The sequence below is a fragment of the Microbispora sp. NPDC004025 genome (assembly GCF_053604425.1).
The window spans coordinates 224,048-239,442 of the sequence record NZ_JBSGHN010000006.1 but is presented as its reverse complement, the minus strand read 5'-3'; the positions used below and the strand labels follow the sequence as shown (position 1 = coordinate 239,442).

15 protein-coding genes are annotated in these 15,395 nt (G+C 69.9%); 7 read left to right on the top strand and 8 right to left on the bottom strand.

Translation table 11 applies throughout. The annotated features are described in order from the left end of the window. Positions 1 to 21: 21 nt before the first annotated feature. The 4 genes from ACWEQG_RS18475 to ACWEQG_RS18460 all read left to right on the top strand — a co-directional run bounded on the left by ACWEQG_RS18475 (position 22) and on the right by ACWEQG_RS18460 (position 4,112). Positions 22 to 933, top strand: a complete 912-nt coding sequence (locus tag ACWEQG_RS18475; RefSeq protein WP_452286093.1) for an aldo/keto reductase — start codon at positions 22 to 24, stop codon at positions 931 to 933. 115 nt (positions 934 to 1,048) lie between these two features. Further along, the gene (locus ACWEQG_RS18470) at positions 1,049 to 1,639 is read left to right on the top strand and encodes a TetR/AcrR family transcriptional regulator (protein WP_452286091.1); all 591 of its coding nucleotides are present in this window, start codon (positions 1,049 to 1,051) and stop codon (positions 1,637 to 1,639) included. Then, positions 1,636 to 2,391, top strand: a complete 756-nt coding sequence (locus tag ACWEQG_RS18465; RefSeq protein WP_363462542.1) for an ABC transporter ATP-binding protein — start codon at positions 1,636 to 1,638, stop codon at positions 2,389 to 2,391. Before ACWEQG_RS18470 ends, ACWEQG_RS18465 begins: the two co-directional genes overlap by 4 nt. Further along, a complete protein-coding gene (locus tag ACWEQG_RS18460) occupies positions 2,376 to 4,112 on the top strand; it encodes a hypothetical protein (RefSeq protein WP_452286089.1) in 1,737 nt (578 codons plus the stop codon). The genes ACWEQG_RS18465 and ACWEQG_RS18460 overlap by 16 nt, the downstream gene beginning before the upstream one ends. Before the next feature lie 17 nt (positions 4,113 to 4,129). Here the strand turns inward: ACWEQG_RS18460 and ACWEQG_RS18455 are convergent, their stop codons facing one another. From ACWEQG_RS18455 to ACWEQG_RS18445, 3 genes are all read right to left on the bottom strand, one after another. Continuing rightward, a complete protein-coding gene (locus ACWEQG_RS18455; RefSeq protein WP_452286087.1) occupies positions 4,130 to 4,546 on the bottom strand; it encodes a PIN domain-containing protein in 417 nt (138 codons plus the stop codon). Next, positions 4,543 to 4,785, bottom strand: coding sequence for a type II toxin-antitoxin system VapB family antitoxin (locus ACWEQG_RS18450; protein ID WP_452286084.1), 243 nt, complete (start codon positions 4,783 to 4,785; stop codon positions 4,543 to 4,545). Before ACWEQG_RS18450 ends, ACWEQG_RS18455 begins: the two co-directional genes overlap by 4 nt. Before the next feature lie 100 nt (positions 4,786 to 4,885). After that, positions 4,886 to 5,530 (bottom strand): TetR family transcriptional regulator, encoded by a 645-nt coding sequence (locus ACWEQG_RS18445; RefSeq protein WP_452286082.1) that lies wholly within the window; start codon positions 5,528 to 5,530, stop codon positions 4,886 to 4,888. 76 nt (positions 5,531 to 5,606) lie between these two features. Here ACWEQG_RS18445 and ACWEQG_RS18440 point away from each other — a divergent pair, with 76 nt between their 5' ends. Continuing rightward, positions 5,607 to 6,887, top strand: coding sequence for a GH1 family beta-glucosidase (locus ACWEQG_RS18440; protein WP_452286080.1), 1,281 nt, complete (start codon positions 5,607 to 5,609; stop codon positions 6,885 to 6,887). Here the strand turns inward: ACWEQG_RS18440 and ACWEQG_RS18435 are convergent. Beyond that, positions 6,869 to 7,765 (bottom strand): coiled-coil domain-containing protein, encoded by an 897-nt coding sequence (locus ACWEQG_RS18435; protein WP_452286078.1) that lies wholly within the window; start codon positions 7,763 to 7,765, stop codon positions 6,869 to 6,871. The two genes, ACWEQG_RS18440 and ACWEQG_RS18435, sit on opposite strands and share 19 nt — an antisense overlap. A gap of 242 nt (positions 7,766 to 8,007) precedes the next feature. On the opposite strand from ACWEQG_RS18435, the gene ACWEQG_RS18430 reads away from it, so the two are divergent. Next, a complete protein-coding gene (locus tag ACWEQG_RS18430) occupies positions 8,008 to 9,444 on the top strand; it encodes an aldehyde dehydrogenase (RefSeq protein ID WP_452286076.1) in 1,437 nt (478 codons plus the stop codon). Positions 9,445 to 9,821: 377 nt separating this feature from the next. Here ACWEQG_RS18430 and ACWEQG_RS18425 read toward each other — a convergent pair whose 3' ends face one another. The 4 genes from ACWEQG_RS18425 to ACWEQG_RS18410 are packed head-to-tail and all read right to left on the bottom strand — an operon-like array spanning position 9,822 to position 13,150. Continuing rightward, complete coding sequence (locus ACWEQG_RS18425) at positions 9,822 to 10,577, bottom strand: alpha/beta hydrolase (protein ID WP_452286074.1); 756 nt, start codon at positions 10,575 to 10,577, stop codon at positions 9,822 to 9,824. A gap of 50 nt (positions 10,578 to 10,627) precedes the next feature. Continuing rightward, complete coding sequence (locus ACWEQG_RS18420) at positions 10,628 to 11,458, bottom strand: hypothetical protein (protein ID WP_452286072.1); 831 nt, start codon at positions 11,456 to 11,458, stop codon at positions 10,628 to 10,630. 28 nt (positions 11,459 to 11,486) lie between these two features. Then, positions 11,487 to 12,710 (bottom strand): NRAMP family divalent metal transporter, encoded by a 1,224-nt coding sequence (locus tag ACWEQG_RS18415; protein WP_452286070.1) that lies wholly within the window; start codon positions 12,708 to 12,710, stop codon positions 11,487 to 11,489. Beyond that, positions 12,707 to 13,150 carry a hypothetical protein gene (locus tag ACWEQG_RS18410; RefSeq protein WP_452286068.1) on the bottom strand — a complete coding sequence of 148 codons (444 nt, stop codon included), beginning with the start codon at positions 13,148 to 13,150 and terminating at the stop codon, positions 12,707 to 12,709. The genes ACWEQG_RS18415 and ACWEQG_RS18410 overlap by 4 nt, the downstream gene beginning before the upstream one ends. A gap of 317 nt (positions 13,151 to 13,467) precedes the next feature. On the opposite strand from ACWEQG_RS18410, the gene typA reads away from it, so the two are divergent. Continuing rightward, positions 13,468 to 15,321, top strand: coding sequence for a translational GTPase TypA (gene typA / locus ACWEQG_RS18405; protein WP_363462554.1), 1,854 nt, complete (start codon positions 13,468 to 13,470; stop codon positions 15,319 to 15,321). The last annotated feature ends 74 nt before the right edge of the window (positions 15,322 to 15,395 follow it).

The window sequence follows — 15,395 nt, the reverse complement described above, 5'->3', positions numbered from 1 at the left end:
CCAGGCGGCAAGGTGATCGGCATGAGAATCGCTCTGGGAACGATCCCCTTCGGGACCACTGTGGACGAGGCGACCTCGTTCGCCATCCTCGACCGCTTCGTCGAAGGCGGCGGAACGATGCTCGACACGGCCAACAACTATCCGTTCTGGTTCGACGGCGCGACCGGCGACGAGAGCGAGGCCACCATCGGCCGGTGGCTCGCCTCCCGGCGCAACCGGGACAGGATGGTGATCAGCACCAAGTGCGGCGCCCGCCCGGCCGTGCCCGGCGCCCGTACGCTGGACGCCGCCGAGGGCCTGTCCGCCGGCGTGATCCGGGCCGCGATCGAGGGCAGCCTGCGCCGGCTCGGCACCGATCACGTCGACGTCTACTGGGCGCACATCGACGACAGGTCGACGCCGCTGGAGGAGACGGTCGCCGCCTTCGACGAACTGGTCCTCGCCGGCAAGGCCAAGGAGGTCGGCGCGAGCAACCACGCGGTGTGGCGGCTGGAGCGGGCCCGCTCACTGGCGGCGGCGCGGGGCGGCACTCGATACCGTCACGTGCAGCTCCGCCACTCCTACCTCCGCCCCCGGCCCTGGGTGCACCTGCCCGAAGGCGGCCACACCCAGGTCTCCGACGAGATGCTGGACTACGTGCGCTCCGAGGGCGACCTGACGCTGTGGGTCTACTCCTCGTTGCTCGCGGGCGCGTACACCGCCAAGCCGATGCCCGAGTACTACGACCACCCGGGCACCACGAGGCGGCTGGCGGTGCTGGACGAGGTGGCCGGCGAGCTCGGCGCGACGCGCAACCAGGTCGTGCTCGCCTGGCTGCGGGCGCAGGACATCGTCCCGATCGTCGGCGTCAGCTCGATGGCCCAGCTCGAAGAGATCATCGTCGACGTCAAGCTCGACGAGGAGCACATCGCCCGCCTCGACGCCCCCGCCTGATCGGGCACGGCCCCGGGACGCGTCACGCGCCTCGGGGCCGCTCTCCCGAAGCACGCCGTCACGGAACCGCGAATAGATCTTGTGCTCGTTTGAACGGCCGTTTAGGATCCTGAACATGCCTTCAGGAGAGCGGACGTTCACGGAGGAAGCCCGGCGGACGCAGATCATCGACTGCGCCATCGAGGCCCTCGCGACGCTCGGCTACCGGCAGGCGTCGATGGCGAGGATCGCCAAACTCGCGAAGATCACCCCTGGGCTCATCTCGTACCACTTCGGGGGCAAGGACGAGCTGATCGATGCGGTCGTCGCCCACGTGGTGAAGCTCGCCACCGATCTGATGGTGCCGCGCATCCTGGCGCAGACGACCGCCTCCGACGCGCTACGCGTGTACTTCGAGACGAACCTCGAGTTCATGCGCATTCACCGCGAACCCCTGCTGGCGCTCGTGGAGATCATCACCCATGACCGCGACGGCCCCTATTCCAAGCAACAGGACACCGCGCTCACCGACATCGAGAAGGTGCTGGCCTGGGGGCAGCACACCGGTGAGTTCCGGGACTTCCCGCTGCGGCCCATGGCCATCGCGATCCGCGGCGCCGTCGACGCCGTGCCCGGCTACCTACTGAAGGATCCCGAGCTCGATCTCCGCACCCTGGCCGCCGAACTGGCCACGATCTTCTCCCTCGCCACCCGGAGCACACCATGACGCCAGCGCTGGAGATCAGCGGGCTGACCAAGCGTTTCGGCGACAAGCTCGCCGTCGACGCCATCGACCTCAGCGTCCCTCCCGGCTCGTTCTTCGGGCTCGTCGGCCAGAACGGGGCCGGCAAGACCACCACACTGTCCATGGCCGTCGGTCTGCTGCGACCCGACGGCGGCGGTGCCAGGATCTTCGGCGAGGACGTCTGGTCCGCACCCGAGCGAGCCAAGGCCATGGTCGGGGTGCTGCCCGACGGGCTGGCCATGCCCGAGCGGCTGACCGGGCGTGAGGTGCTGACCTATCTTGGTTTGCTCCGTGGGCTGGCCAAGGACGTGGTGTCCCAGCGGGCCGAGGAACTGCTGGCCGTGCTGGAGCTGGACGGCGCGGAGAAGACGCTGGTCGTCGAGTACTCGACCGGCATGCGCAAGAAGATCGGGCTGGCCACCGCGCTGCTGCACGCGCCGCGCCTGCTGGTGCTGGACGAGCCGTTCGAGGCGGTCGACCCGGTGTCGGCCGCGACGATCAAGACGATCCTGCGCGGTTTCGTCGCGGGCGGCGGCTCGATCGTCCTGTCCAGCCATGTCATGGCGCTGGTCGAGCAGTTGTGCGACCACGTGGCGGTGATCGACAAGGGTACGGTGGCCGCCGCCGGCACGCTGGACGAGGTACGCGGCGCGAACTCCCTGGAGGACACCTTCGTCGAGCTCGTCGGCGACCGGGACAACGGGATCAAGGAGTTGTCGTGGCTGTCGCGCTGACCACGCTCACCATGGCCCGGATGAAGGTCGCGGTGCTGCGCCACTCCTTCCACGGCACACGGGCGCAGACCGCGGGCATGGGGGCCGCGCTCGGCGCGCTGCTCGCGGCCGGAACGGTCTACCTGGCCTTCACCAGCCCGGACCTGCAGGCGGCCGCGTACGCGGTCTGGCTGCTGGGCTGGATGCTCGGCCCGATCTTCATGGGCGGCGGCGACGAGACCCTGCGGCCGGAGTACTTCTCGCTCCTCGGCCTGCCGCCGCGCCGGATGGCGGCCGGACTGCTGGTCGCCGCCTTCGTCGGCCTCGCCCCGCTGGTGAGCCTGGCCGCCCTGCTCGGGCTGCTGGTCGCGGGTGCACGGCTCGGCGTCTTGAACGCCCTGGCGGCCCTGCCGGCGATGGCCCTGCAACTGGCCGTTCTCGTGCTGCTGTCGAAGGTCTCCGTCGCGGTGGTCGGGCTGGCGCTGCGCACACGCCAGGGCGCGATCGCCTCCGGCCTGATCAACGGCGCGATCCTGGCGGCGCTCGGGCAGAGCTGGGTCCTCTTCGTGGCCTTCGGCGAGACGGGCGTGCCCGCCGCGGTCTGGTACCTGCCCTCCGGATGGGGCCTGCTGGCCGTCCGGGGCGAGTGGTGGGCCCTGGCGGCGCTGGCCGTGCTGGCGGCGCTGCTCCTGGGCGCGTGGGCGGCCCTGCTCACCAGACGTACGGGGGCCGCGCGACCGTCCGCGCGCGGCAGACGTCCCATGCGCGCGGCCACCGTCAACGGCGCGATCATCGCCAAGGAGCTGCGCACCTGGTCACGCGACCTGGTACGCAACCACCAGCTGATCTTCGCCCTGTCGTACGGCGTCTGCTTCGCGGCAAGTCCGTTGGTCCTCGGCTGGGACGGCATGCTGCCGTACGCGGGTCCGATCTTCATCGTGATGGCCGCCGCCATGACCGCCAACCTGTACGGAACCGATGGCACGGCGTTGTGGCTGACTCTGATGACCCCCGGCGCGAGTGACGTGCGCGGCAGGCAGCTGGCCTGGCTGTCGGCGCACGCGCCGGTGGGCATCGCGGTGACGGTGGTGTTCACCGCGATCGCCGGCGGACCGTGGCCGCTGGTCCTGGCGCTGCTGCCCGCCCTGCTGGGCGGCGCGGCCGGACTGGTGCCGCTGGTGTCGGTGTACGGGCTGGTGCCCGGCACCGACCCGCATCGCCGCGCGGGCAACCCCCTGCGTACCAGCGAGGACGACGGCGGCATGACCGGGCTGGCCTATCTGATGCTCGCGCTGGTGCTGCTGACGGGCGTGCCCGCGGGGCTGGTGGCGCTCCGGTACGGCTGGGCGGGCGTGGCCGTCGGGGTCGCGACCGGCGCGCTGTGTTACTGGGGCTTCGGCCTGCTGGCTGCGCGGCGGCTACGCTCGCACGGGCCCGAGCTGCTGGACACGATGCGGACCGGCCGCAGACCGGAGAAGGCGATGACGTCCCGCCTGGAACAGTTGCCGAAGGCGCAGAAGGCGATCGCCGGGTGGTGCTTCGGGTTCGGCGCCATCCCGCTGGTTCCGCAGGGCATCGTCGCCGCCGTCTTCGTGTCCGACGGCATGCTGCGCCACAGCTGGTTCCTGGCCACCTACATGCCGCCCGGGCTGCGCTACCCGGTCGCCGCCGCCTTCGTCCTGCTCGGTCTGGCCATGTACGGCACGGGCGTGTGGATCGTCAGGCCACGGCCGTCCCGATAGGGCAGGCGTCGCGTGTGTCAGCGGTCGGCGGTTCCTGGCTCTGCAACCCATCGGGTGGGCTGACCTGTGATCGAGGCGATCATGTCGAAATCACCGTCGTAGTGAAGCACGACGGCCCGGTGCCGTTCGGCGGTGGCGGCGATGATCAGATCCGCAAGGGAAAGCACTCGATGGAAACCACGATCCAGAGCCTCACTCTGAACGTCGAGGACGCGATCGAAGAGCTCGTCACCGCAGTAGAGGTAATTGAACCCGCGCAGGAGAAAGCGAATACGGGCCATATCGGGCTTGTTCCTTGCGCTGTAGACCATCTCCCACTCGATCGCAGCGCAGGTGGCGAGCAGACCACGATCACTCAGTTCGTCAAGCACCTGCGCGACCGCTGGGTTGCCCCAGCGAGCCAGCGCGGACTTGTCGACCAGATAGTCGGTCACGCAGCGCCCTGTGAGGGACGCCGCAGGGTGCCGTCCGCGTTGCGGGGACCGGTCTTCTCCACGATCTCGCCGAGGTCGAGCTCCCCGCTTTTGATCGATTCTGCCAGTTCCAGTCGCAGACGTCGCTTGACGGCCTCCTCCATGGCCATCCGAACCGCCTTGGCCTTGGTTCTGGTGCCGTAAATCCGCATGGCCTCGGCGACCATGTCATCGTCGAGATCGATAACCGTTCGGCTCATCCGGGCACCTCCTCGCATCGTACTGAGCGATACCATCTGACATCTCAAACAGATATCGTTTGTGACTTCGTGCCCAGACCTGGCCGAAGGCCGACGCGCCTCAGGCCAGGTGGTCGGAGAGGTAGCGGCGGACGAGGCGTTTGCATTCGGCGATGAGGTCGGGATCACCCTCGGGGTGGGCGCGGAAGGCCAGCTTGAGCACGGCGTCGGCGGCTTCCACGGCGACCACGAAGGCGCGCGACAGGTCGTCGCCCGGCGCCACACCGAGCGACTCCACCACGAGGGAGCGCAGCCGGTCGGCCACGACGACGTTGTTCTCCAGGGCCTCGTCGAGCATCCGCTGGGTGCCGGGCAGGGCCGGGCCGCCGGGAGCGGCGAGCACCTCGCCGAAATCCACCACGCCGAAGCCGGGGGTGGTCCTTTTCATCCGTACGAACTCGTCGACGACCAGGTCCACGGCGTCGGTCCAGTCGGACAGCGGCGCGACGGTCAGCCGGGACGCGATCCGGTCCAGGTACGCCTCCAGGTTCCGCAGCGCGAGCGCGCGGACCAGGCTCTGCTTGTCGGTGAAGAACTGGTAGAAGGTCCCGATCGGCACCTCGGCCCGGCGGGCGACCTCCTTGGTCGTCAGGGCCGCGTACCCCACCTCGTCGAGCAGCCGGGCACACTCGTCCAGCATGCGCTCGACCCGCTCCTGACTGCGGCGCTGGGCGGGCCGGCGGCGCAGCACTCCCCCTGTGGTCATTCCGCCATTCTCTCCCGCTTCGCAACCACTCGGACTAACATGAGTTCAGCTCATATTAGTCGAGAGAGGCGGCATCATGTTCCTCTGGGGTACGGCCACCGCGTCCTACCAGATCGAAGGGGCGGTCACGGAGGACGGCAGAGGGCCCTCCATCTGGGACACCTTCTCGCACACCCCCGGCAGGGTCCGCGACGGGCACACGGGCGACGTGGCCTGCGACCACTACCACCGTTACGCCGAGGACGTGGCGCTCATGGCCGGTCTCGGTGTCAACGCCTACCGCTTCTCCATCGCCTGGCCCCGGGTGCTGCCCACCGGCGCCGGCCAGGTCAACCAGGCCGGGCTCGACTTCTACGACCGCCTCGTGGACGCGCTGTGCGAGAACGGCATCACTCCGGTGCCGACGCTCTTCCACTGGGACCTGCCGCAGGCGCTGGAGGACGAGGGCGGCTGGCTCGGCCGCGACACCTCCCGCCGTTTCGCCGACTACGCCGCCGTCGTGGCGGAACGGCTGGCCGACCGCGTACGCATGTGGATCACGCTCAACGAACCGTTCGTGCACATGGTGGAGGGGTACGGCCTGGGCATCCACGCTCCGGGCCGGGCGCTCATGTTCGACGCGCTGCCGGTGGCCCACCACCAGCTGCTCGGACACGGCCTGGCCACCCAGGCGCTGCGGGCGGCCGGCGCGGAGCAGGTGCTGATCACCAACAACTGCACCCCGGTCCGGCCCGCCTCCGACTCCCCCGAGGACCTGGCCGCCGCCGAGACGTACGACATCCTGCACAACCGGCTGTTCAACGACCCGGTCCTCACCGGCGCCTACCCCGACCTGACGGCGTTCGGCGTCGAGATCCCCGTGAGACCCGGCGATCTGGAGACGATCGCCGAGCCCCTCGACGGGCTGGGGATCAACTACTACAACCCCACCCGGATCGGCGGCCCCGGCGGGGACGGCCTGCCGTTCCGGTTCGAGGAGATCCCCGGCGTTCCCACCACCGCGTTCGGCTGGCCCGTCGTCCCCGACGGCCTGCGCGAGCTGCTCGACGGCCTCAAGGCCCGGTACGGCGACGCGCTTCCGCCCGTCTACATCACCGAGAACGGCTGCTCGTACGAGGGCCTGGACGACCAGGAGCGGATCGCCTACCTCGACGGCCACATCCGGGCGATGCGGCGGGCGGACGTGGACCTGCGGGGCTACTTCGTCTGGTCGCTGCTGGACAACTTCGAGTGGGCCGAGGGCTACCACCAGCGGTTCGGCCTGGTCCACGTCGACTTCGAGACCCAGGAGCGCACGCCGAAGGCGTCCTACCACTGGCTGCGGAAGTTCCTGGAGGGTCAGAGCACCGACACGTGAACGTGGTCGTAGTGGTTGGCGGTGATGCCGCCACGGTCGGACATCATCCGCCATCCGGCGCCCGTGCGCATGTCGTAGAAGCGCTGCTGCCAGATGATGTACATGATCCCGTACTCGCTCGCGTGCTGGATGCACCACTGGGCCAGGGCGTCGCCGCGCTCCTTGGCCACCGCGTCCGGCATGCGGCCGCCGCTGCTCATCATGAAGTCGCAGGCCCGGCCCTTGCCGTGCTCCCCGGGGTCGCCGGGGCGCAGGCAGCCGACGCCGAACGGCATCGGGAACTGCTGCATGATCGCATTACGCGTCGAGACCATGCGCTGGGTCAGTCCGCTGCCGGCGTCGGGGGTCTGGAAGCCGTACTTCGCCATCAGCCGCTCGACCTCGCCGCGCCGCGACTTGAGCTGCTTGATGTGCGCCTGCAGTTTGTCGATCTCGCCGGCGGCCGCGAGGGCCGCCTTCTTCTGCTTGGCGACGAGGTCCTTGACGCTGTTGAGCCGCTCGATCCTGGCGGTGCCCAGATAGGACTGCATCGCCAGGGAACTCGGGTCGGCCGACAGGGAGAACAGCTGCGCGGCGTCCACGCCCCCGGTCATGTACGAGGACTGCGCGAACGCCACCACCTGCCGCTGGGCCAGGCGCAGGTCGGCCTGCAGCTTCCTGCTCCTGCTGGAGGCCTTCTGCGCGGCTCTCTTCGCGTCCTCCAGGCTGAGGATCTCGCCGCGGTACTCCTTCTGGAGCGCCGCGGCCTCCTGGGTGAGCTTGCGGAGCTTGGCCTGCTGGTCCGGTTCGGCCTCGGCGGTGCGGGCACCCGAGACGGACGATGCGACAAGCAGCGCGGTGGTGACCACCGCCAGCCTGGCCCAGCGTCCCGACCGCACGCGACCTCCACTCGGATTCGGTCCGAAACTATAGAAGACGATCTTTACGGTCTGCTACCGGAACAGGAGAAGCTCTTGGGTTCAAAGCGGACAGCGTCCGGATTTCCGACCGTGTGCCCCGTTCGCCGTCGACGCGCCTACCTGGCCCGATCCCGTTTCGCGGGTCCACTCTTGCCAAGGCAGAGCAGAACATGATTCGGTCTTTCTGTGTGCGCGATGGCGCGCCCGATCAGGAGGCAGGCATGCTGCAGCACGACACGCTGTTCATCGGGGGCGACTGGGTGACCCCCGCGGGCACGGGCACGATCGAGGTGATCTCCCCCCACAGCGAGGAGGTCGTCGGCCGGGTGCCGGACGGCACCGCCGCCGACATGGACCGGGCCGTCGCGGCCGCCAGGGACGCGTTCGACAACGGGCCCTGGCCGCGGATGACGATGGCCGAGCGCGCGGCGATCGTGGGGCGGCTGGCGGAGATCTACGAGACCCGCCAGGCCGAGATGGCTGAGATCATCACCGCGGAGATGGGGTCTCCGATCACGTTCTCCCAGCTCGCCCAGGCCCCGCAGCCACTGGGGATGCTCAAGTATTTCGCCGGTCTCGGCGCCACGTTCCCCGTCGAGGAGGAGCGGCCCGGCCTGTTCGGCCCGATGATCGTCCGTCGCGAGCCGGTCGGCGTCGTGGCGGCCGTCGTCCCCTGGAACGTCCCCCAGTTCGTCCTCATGACCAAGCTGGCCCCGGCGCTCGTCGCGGGGTGCACCCTGGTGATCAAGCCGGCCCCCGAGACGCCGCTCGACTCCTACCTGCTCGCCGAGATGATCAAGGAGGCCGGCATCCCGGCCGGGGTCGTCAACATCGTCGCGGCAGGCCGCGAGGCGGGCGAGCACCTGGTCTCCCATCCCGGCGTCGACAAGGTGGCCTTCACCGGCTCGACCGCCGCCGGGCGCAGGATCGCAGCGATCTGCGGCGAACAGCTCAAGCGCTGCACGCTCGAACTCGGCGGCAAGTCCGCGGCGATCATCCTCGACGACTGCGACCTGCCCTCGGCCATGGGCTTCCTGTCGATGGCCTCACTGATGAACAACGGCCAGGCGTGCGTGGCGCAGACCCGCATCCTCGCCTCCCGCAACCGGTACGACGAGGTCGTCCAGGCCGTCGCCGAGATGGTGACAAGCCAGCAGGTGGGCGACCCCGCCGACCCGGCCACCGGGATCGGGCCGCTGGTCGCCAGGCGGCAGCAGGAACGGGTCGAGGGCTACATCAGGTCGGGCATCGAGGAGGGCGCCAAGCCGGTCGTCGGCGGCCTCGACCGGCCCTACGACCGGGGCTGGTACGTCGCGCCCACCGTCTTCGCCGGGGCCACCAACGACATGCGCATCGCCCGTGAGGAGATCTTCGGCCCGGTGCTGGCGGTGATCCCGTACGAGGACGAGGAGGACGCGGTGCGGATCGCCAACGACAGCGACTACGGCCTGTCGGGCTCGGTCTGGACCGCCGACACCGACCACGGGGTGGACGTCGCCCGCCGGGTGCGCACCGGCACGTACGGCGTCAACATGATGCACACGCTCGACCCGAACACGCCGTTCGGCGGTTTCAAGGCCAGCGGCCTGGGCCGGGAGCTCGGCCCCGAGGGCCTGTCGGCCTACCTGGAGACCAAGTCGATCGCCCGCCTGGGCTGAAACGCACGGACTGAAACGCCTGGGCTGAAACGCCAGGGCTGCACGCGGAGGCCGGCACCGGGGAACGCGTCCCTCCGGCCCGGTACGGCGTGTGCCGTACCGGGCCGGTGAAACCGCCCAGCGCGCCCCCGCGACGCTGGGCCACACCCGCTGAGGGTGTGCGCCGATCCCCCAATCGGCCGTGCGGTGTCTCCCGCTTCGCCATCGAGGCGCTCACTCCCGCCTGGTCGAGCCGGAGGCACGCGATGAGCACGTCCCTCGTCGCGCTTGGTCGCTTCGCTCCCGCACGCTCCTCAGTCCAGACGGCGGCGCCCTCCGGCTCGCTCGGACCTCCCGCTCGGGAGGCACTGGATCCGCACAACCCTCATAGACGACCCTTATGCGGATTTGGTTCGCGAAATCCACTGACCAATTTTCCGGACCAGGTCAGGGGTGGCCGCCGCCTCCGCGTGGCCGTAGCCCGGCTCGACCCACAGCTCCTTCGGCTCGGCCGCGCACTCGTACAACTGGTGGGCGTGCTCCACGGGGAAGAACGGGTCGTGGTCACCATGCACGATCAGCAGCGGCGTGGGCGCGATCAGCGCCGCCGCCTCGTACGGCGGTAGCGGGACGGGGTCCCATCCGCCGCCCGCGATCCTGGTCCGCTTGACCAGCCGGGCCGCCAGCCGCCCGTGCCAGCGTTCGATCGCCCAGTGGACCTGCCGCATGGGTTTGGTGCCGCGGTAGTACCAGCGGGCCGGCCCGCTCACCGACACCACCCCGTCCACCCCCCCGTGCAGCGCGGCATGCCGTACGACCACGGCGGCGCCCATCGAGAAGCCGACGGTGGCGATGCGCCGGTAGCCGATCGAGCGCGCGTGCTTGACCGCCGCGTCCACGTCGAGGACCTCCAGGTCGCCCACGGTGGACCGGCCCCCGGAGTGTCCGTGGCCCCGGAAGTCGAAGGACACCACGCCGCCGAACCGCGACAGGACGTGCACGATGCGCCGGGTGTCCGGCCCCCTCCACGTTCCGGTGAAGCCGTGCGCGACCACGATGCCGAGATCGAGTGAGCCGTTGGGCGTGTGCGCGGCGTCGATACGGACACCGTCCGCCGTGCGCAGCATCGCCCCGAAAGCAGCAGCGAGAGTCATGCCCCCGACCTTATTTCCCGCCATTTCGCCCCCCACGCGACGGGGATCGATCAGAGATCGGCCGTCGACCGCAGCCGTTCCCAGGGGACCCCCAGCCTGATCTCATCGTCGTCGAGCGACTCGATCTGGTCCCATTCGGCGTAGCGGATCTCGCCGTGCATGCGGCGCACGAGGGCGCCCAGCAGCGACGGCCGCCACAGCCCCGGGCCGCGCTCGTACCCGAAGAGCCGCCCGGCCCGGCGCCGGGCGATCAGCAGCCCGGCCGCCCGGAACGCCTGCTGGACCTCGGCCAGCAGCGGCCCGTCCTGGACGAGGCGGACGTCCACCGTGTTACCGGCGACGTCCCCCTCCGGGCCGCGGACCGTACGGCCGAGCAGCCCGCCGAGCCGCAGGGCGTCCGGCCTGTCCTCCCACCGCTCCCGCACGCTGAGCGCCCTCTCCGGCGCCTCCCTCGCACCGCCCTCGGGAGCATCCTGCGCGCCGCCTTCGGGAGCATCCTGCTCCTTGGTCCCCGCGGCGCCGGGGATCCGGCCGATCACGTTCCTTGTCAGCCAGCGCTCCAGCGCCAGGTCCTGCCGGTGGCCGGCCACCCGTACGGCACTGCCGATCTCGGTCACCAGGCTCATCTCGATGCGATACGGCCCCGGCCGCTCCTCCCGCCGGAAGAGCCGGTCGGTCTCCGTCATCAGCCATCCCGGCAGGCCGCCGATCCGCGGGCCGAGCGCGAGCGGGCCCGACAGGATCGCGGTGACGTACGGCCGGTCCCCGGGCCGCATCTCGAGGTCGTCCACCTTGCACAGCAGGCGGTCGTCGCTCTCCCTGACGACCTGCCGGTCGAGCAGGTGCAGGCGGGCGTGCAGCACCCGTGCGGTTTCGGTCAACGAGTCCTCACCTCCTCCGGCAGGGTCGTCACTGCCCCGCCTTCGTCGCGATCATCAGGGGGATGGCCGCGACCGCCACGACGAGCAGCAGCACCATGTAGAAACTTCCCAGCACGTTGCTGAATCTGCCGTTGACCTTCTCCCCCATGTAGTCGGGATCGTTGGCGATCATGAGGACCGGCAGATAGGTGAGCGGCAGGGCCGCCGCCGAGAAGACCAGCGAATACTCGGTCACCTTGATCGGGTCGATGGTGGTGAGGATCAGCGCGGTCGCGACGATCACCGCGGCCAGCACGGTCACGTGGAACCGGGCGGCGCGGCCCGGCACCACGTATTTGCCCCACTGCCAGCCGAAATACTGGCTCAGGGAGTAGCCCGACGACAGGGCGGTCTCCAGCGTCGCGCCGAACGTGGCCGCGAACACCCCGAGGATCACCACGCCGAGGCCGACTTTGCCCAGCCCCTGGGCGACCGGGAGCACCATCTGCCCGAGCGAGTCGGGCTCGGCCGCGACCGGCATGAACACGGTCGCCGCGCACGCCGCGATCGTCAGCGACAGCACGCCGCCGAGGGGGAAGCCGACGAACACGTTGGCCCGCGCCGTGACCAGGTCCCTGCGGGTCCACCGCTCCTCGACGCCGCCGGAGGAGAAGAAGAACACCTCGTACGGCGTCATCGCCCCGCCGAGCAGCGCGATCGCGTAGTAGAGGTAGGTCGGCACGCCCTCGTCGGACGGCGGCCGGACGAGCTGCGTGGACAGCTCGCCCCAGTCGGGCCCGAGCTGCCACAGCGCCACGATGAACACGACCAGCCCGAGCCCCGCCAGCCCGAAGACGCGCTCCATGGTCTCGAACTTCACCCGCCACATGACCAGCCACGCGACCAGGGCCACGGGCGGCACCCACAGCAGGTAGCCGACCCCGGTCGCCAGCTCCAGCGCGAGCGCGGCGCCGCCGATCTCCGCCGCCAGCGTGAGCACGTTGATGAAGAACGACGCCCCGAGGTTGACCAGCCCGGCGCGGGGGCCCATGCGCTCGCGGACGAGGTCGAAGACCGGCCGCTGCGACACCGCCGCGATCCTGCCGGACATCTCGGCGAAGACGCAGATGCCGATGATGCCGAGGATCACCACCCACGCGAGGGACATGCCGAACCTCGCCCCCACGACGGCGTTGGCGACCAGGTCGCCGATGTCCACGAAACCGCCGAAGGCCGTCAGGATGCCGAGCGTGACCGCGAGGAACTTCTTCACTTGTGCCTCTCCGCGAAGTCGTTCAGCTCGCTCGCGAGCCTGCCCAGGTCCCGTACGGCCGCCGCCGGGTCCTTCACGCCGTCCCTGCGCGTCTGGATGAGCAGGTCCTCGACCTCGCTCTCGGCCTTCTCGGTGAGGCGCAGCACCTCGTCCCTGACCCGGTCGGAGGCGTCCGAGGGCGGCTGCACACCGCCGAACTGGTCGTTCACGCTGCTCAGGTCGCGCACCGCCTCGGTCAGCACCACCTCGGCGTACGGCCCGGTCATGCGGTCGCGGTACGCCACGACGGAACGGGCGAACCGCACGGCCGAGGCGGCCGACTCGGCCGTCTTCCCGGCCTTGAGCGCGTAGTCGTGGTCGTCCCACGCGGGGCTGACGCACCCGGACAACAGAAGTGCCGTCAGCAGGGCGAGCGGCACCCGCCGAGCCGGCGGGATCATGTGCGCCGCCGCAGCAGGAAATAGGCGAGGACGAGGATCGGCACGAGGAACTCCGCCCAGGCGATCAGCAGCACGAGGCCTTCATCCGTCACAGCCGGTTCACCTGCCCTGACGGAGAGCCTTTAGACGGAGCCTTTCACCGGCGAGGAATGCCGATCGCCGCGCGGGCGTTTGCATCGAGGGTTCCGTACGCCGTCGGCACGTGGTGGCGATCGGGATCAACTAAAATGGCGTGGCCGTGTCATGCGGCGGATGTGCGTCTCGCTTCAGTCCCGGGACGCGGACGACACCCCGACGATCCAGAGCGAGACTTCACTATGCCTATGAACACCCGCGACGACCTGCGGAACATCGCGATCATCGCGCACGTCGACCACGGCAAGACCACGCTGGTCGACGCCATGCTATGGCAGTCCGGCGCGTTCCGGGCCAACCAGGACGTGGACGAGCGGGTCATGGACTCCAACGACCTCGAGCGCGAGAAGGGGATCACCATTCTCGCGAAGAACACGGCGGTCAGGCACGGCGGCATGACCCTCAACATCATCGACACCCCCGGCCACGCCGACTTCGGCGGCGAGGTCGAGCGCGGCCTGTCGATGGTGGACGGCGTCGTGCTGCTGGTGGACGCTTCCGAGGGCCCGCTGCCGCAGACCCGCTTCGTGCTGCGCAAGGCGCTGTCCGCGAAGATGCCGGTGATCCTGTGCATCAACAAGGTGGACCGGCCGGACGCCCGCATCGCCGAGGTCGTCGACGAGGTGTACGAGCTGTTCATCGACCTCGACGCGACCGAGGAGCAGATCGACTTCCCGATCGTGTACGCCTCGGCCAAGGCCGGGCGGGCCTCGCTGGAGCGCCCCGCCGACGGCGGCATGCCGGACTCCCCCGACCTCGAGCCGCTGTTCGACACGATCAAGAGCACGATCCCGGCGCCGGTCTACGACCCGTCCGCGCCGCTCCAGGCTCACGTCACCAACCTCGACGCGTCCAGCTACCTCGGCCGTATCGCGCTGTGCCGTGTCCACCAGGGCACGATCCGCAAGGGCCAGCAGGTCGCGTGGTGCCGCACCGACGGCAGCGTCCAGCGCGTCAAGATCTCCGAGCTGCTGATGACCGAGGCGCTGGAGCGCAAGCCCGCCGAGGAGGCCGGGCCCGGTGACATCATCGCGATCGCCGGCATCCCGGACATCATGATCGGTGAGACGCTGGCCGACCCCGAGGACCCGCGCCCGCTGCCGCTGATCACGGTCGACGAGCCGGCGATCTCCATGACGATCGGCACCAACACCAGCCCGCTGGTCGGCAAGGTCAAGGGCGCCAAGGTCACCGCCCGCCTCGTGAAGGACCGCCTCGACAAGGAGCTGGTCGGCAACGTCTCGCTGCGCGTACTGCCCACCGAGAGCCCGGACGCCTGGGAGGTGCAGGGCCGAGGTGAGCTGGCCCTGGCCATCCTCGTGGAGCAGATGCGCCGCGAGGGCTACGAGCTGACGGTCGGCAAGCCGCAGGTCGTGACCAAGGTCGTCGACGGCAAGGTGCACGAGCCGGTCGAGCGCCTCACGGTCGACTGCCCGGAGGAGTACCTGGGCGCCGTCACCCAGCTCCTGGCCGTACGCAAGGGCCGCATGGAGCACATGACCAATCACGGCACCGGCTGGATCCGCATGGAGTTCCTGGTGCCGGCGCGCGGCCTGATCGGCTTCCGCACCGAGTTCCTCACCGAGACCCGCGGCACCGGCCTCGTGCACCACGTGTTCGAGACGTACGAGCCGTGGTTCGGCGAGCTGCGCACCCGCAACAACGGCTCGCTGGTCGCCGACCGCGCGGGCCAGGTCACCGCGTTCGCCATGCTCAACCTGCAGGAGCGCGGCACGCTGTTCGTCTCTCCCGGCACCGAGGTGTACGAGGGCATGATCATCGGGGAGAACTCCCGCTCCGACGACATGGACGTGAACATCACCAAGGAGAAGAAGCTCACCAACATGCGCTCCTCCACCAGCGAGGAGACCGAGAAGGTGATCCCGCCGCGCGTCCTGTCCCTGGAGCAGGCCCTGGAGTTCATCCGCGACGACGAGTGCGTGGAGATCACCTCGGAGACCGTGCGCATCCGCAAGACGGTCCTCGACTCGTCCAGCCGGGGACGCGCCGCCGCCCGCGCCAAGCGCGGCAGCTGAACGTCTTCACCTGAAGGCTCCTTCACCCGAAGCCCTCGCCGATTCGGTCGGCGGGGGCTTCGGCCTGCCGCCCG